At 74.3% G+C, this 1,819-nt stretch carries 3 protein-coding genes; all 3 read left to right on the top strand.

Features of this window, described 5'->3' with window-relative positions:
- Positions 1–390: hypothetical protein (locus Q4D18_RS11615; protein ID WP_303128583.1), on the top strand; the 390-nt coding region annotated here is incomplete at its 5' end.
- 3 nt (positions 391–393) lie between these two features.
- Entirely contained in the window at positions 394–1,119 is a 726-nt protein-coding gene (locus Q4D18_RS11610; protein WP_303128581.1) for a hypothetical protein, read from the top strand.
- An 80-nt stretch (positions 1,120–1,199) separates the two neighbouring features.
- The coding region (locus Q4D18_RS11605; protein WP_303128579.1) for a hypothetical protein at positions 1,200–1,819 on the top strand (620 nt) is incomplete at its 3' end.

Below are 1,819 nucleotides of genomic sequence, written 5' to 3'. Positions count from 1 at the left end.
GTCGGGCTCGTGCAGTCCGAGCTGCCGAACTACGCAGACGCACGCCGGGAGACGGCCCGCCTGGCCATGCTCACCCGGCACGGCGACCCCACCGGGGCCCTGAGCCGGGACATGGACCGCCTGCGGGCCTCGTTCCTGAACCCGGGCACCGTGACGCCGGCAGCCGCCGCGGACCTCGCGCAGAAGTTCGTGACCACGCACCCCGAGCTCGCCGGCTCCGACGTCGTGCTCGAGCTCTGGGGCTTCGACGAGTCCCAGCTTGAACGCCTCCAGGACGAGGCGGCCAAGGCCCGCGGGCGCAACAGCCTCGAGCGGGTCCTGGCCCGCCGCGACGGCGTCGGCCGCCCGCCCGCCTCGGCCGCCACCAGCGGGCCGACCACGGAGGGCTGACCGATGGCCACCGACATGGACCTGGCCGAGTACCGCGGCGCCACCGCCGCCCTCGTCCAGGACGCTCAGGCCGACCTGATGCAGCTCTGGCTCTCCCTCCAGGGCAACGAGCCAGAGCTCATCCGGGACGCCCTCCTCGAGTACCTGCCCGTCATCGTGGAGGAGTACGGCACCGCCACCGCGGTCCTCGCCGCCGAGTGGTTCGAGTCCCTGCCTACCGCCGGCTGGGCCACCCTCGCCCCACCGGTCCCCGAGTCCATCGTCAACGGCACCCTCCGCCGAGAGGCTGGCAAGCTCTGGACCGACACCCCGGACGCGCTCGCGGACGCCCTTGCCCAGGACCTCACCGAGTGGATCCAGCGGCCCGGACGGCACACGACGCAGTTCTCGGCCCAGGCCAACGACATGGGCTGGGTCCGCGTCCCCCGCGGCGCCAAGACCTGCTCGTTCTGCCTCACCCTGGCCTCCCGCTCCGCCGGCTGGCTCTACACCACCGAGGACCGCGCCCGGTACCGGCGCAGCGACGGGGAGAAGTACCACCCCGACTGCGACTGTCAGGTGGTCCCCGCCCACGACGGCGGCGACGTCCCCTGGGACCCGGACCCGTTCTACGAGATGTACTCGGCCGCCGCGCAGCAGGCCGGCACCACCTCGGACCTGTCCGCCGTCCTCGCCGAGATGCGCCGCATGTTCCCCGACGCCGTGAACGACGGCGTCCACGCGCACTGACCGCGCCCCCACACGCTTCCCGACCGCGCGACGCGGACCGGGGAAACCGCCACGCGACGTGGCAGACCAGAGGAGACCCCATGCACACCTTCCGTCGGATGAACCCCGCCGTGGCCGCCGTGCTCCGCTACATCGACGCCGGAGCCGACGGGGAGGCCGCGACGGCCGCCCCCACCCCCACGGACCACGCCGACAGCCCCGCCCAGCCCAACGAGGCCGACGCCGGCACCGAGGCCACCACGGACGGCGACGAGCCGGACGAGGCCCTCGGCGAGCCCGGCAAGAAGGCCCTGCAGGCCGAGCGGGAGGCCAAGAAGGTCGCCGAGCAGAGCGCCAAGGACGCACAGACCGCCCTCGCGGCTGAGCAGCAGGCGCACACCACCGCCAAGGAGCGCGTCGCCGCGCTCGAGGCGGACCTCGCCCAGGTGAAGGAGCAGGCCGCGACGGCCGCCGCCACCCAGCGAGAGCTCGACCTCATGAAGGCACTCTACGAGCACCGCGTGCCCGCTGAGCACCGCCACCTCGTCAAGGGCGACACCGCCGAGGAGCTGATGGCCGCCGCCGAGTCGATCGCGCAGCTGGCCGCCCGCCCCGGCGTCGTGCCGCTCTCCGGGACCACGGGGACCACGTCCCCGCACACGTCCTCCCTCGACGCCGGCCGCGACCTCGCGCGCGCCCGGCCCAACCGCGCCACGTCACG

Source organism: Micrococcus sp. (assembly GCF_030523875.1).
Lineage (GTDB): Bacteria > Actinomycetota > Actinomycetes > Actinomycetales > Micrococcaceae > Micrococcus.
The sequence above is the reverse complement of the archived record's forward strand: the minus strand, read 5'-3'. Positions and strand labels throughout refer to the sequence as shown.

What these genes read in the sequence shown, in the direction of transcription:
- Q4D18_RS11610 (WP_303128581.1), top strand. Translation starts at nt 394, where the DNA reads ATGGCCACCGACATGGACCTGGCCGAGTACCGCGGCGCCACCGCCGCC.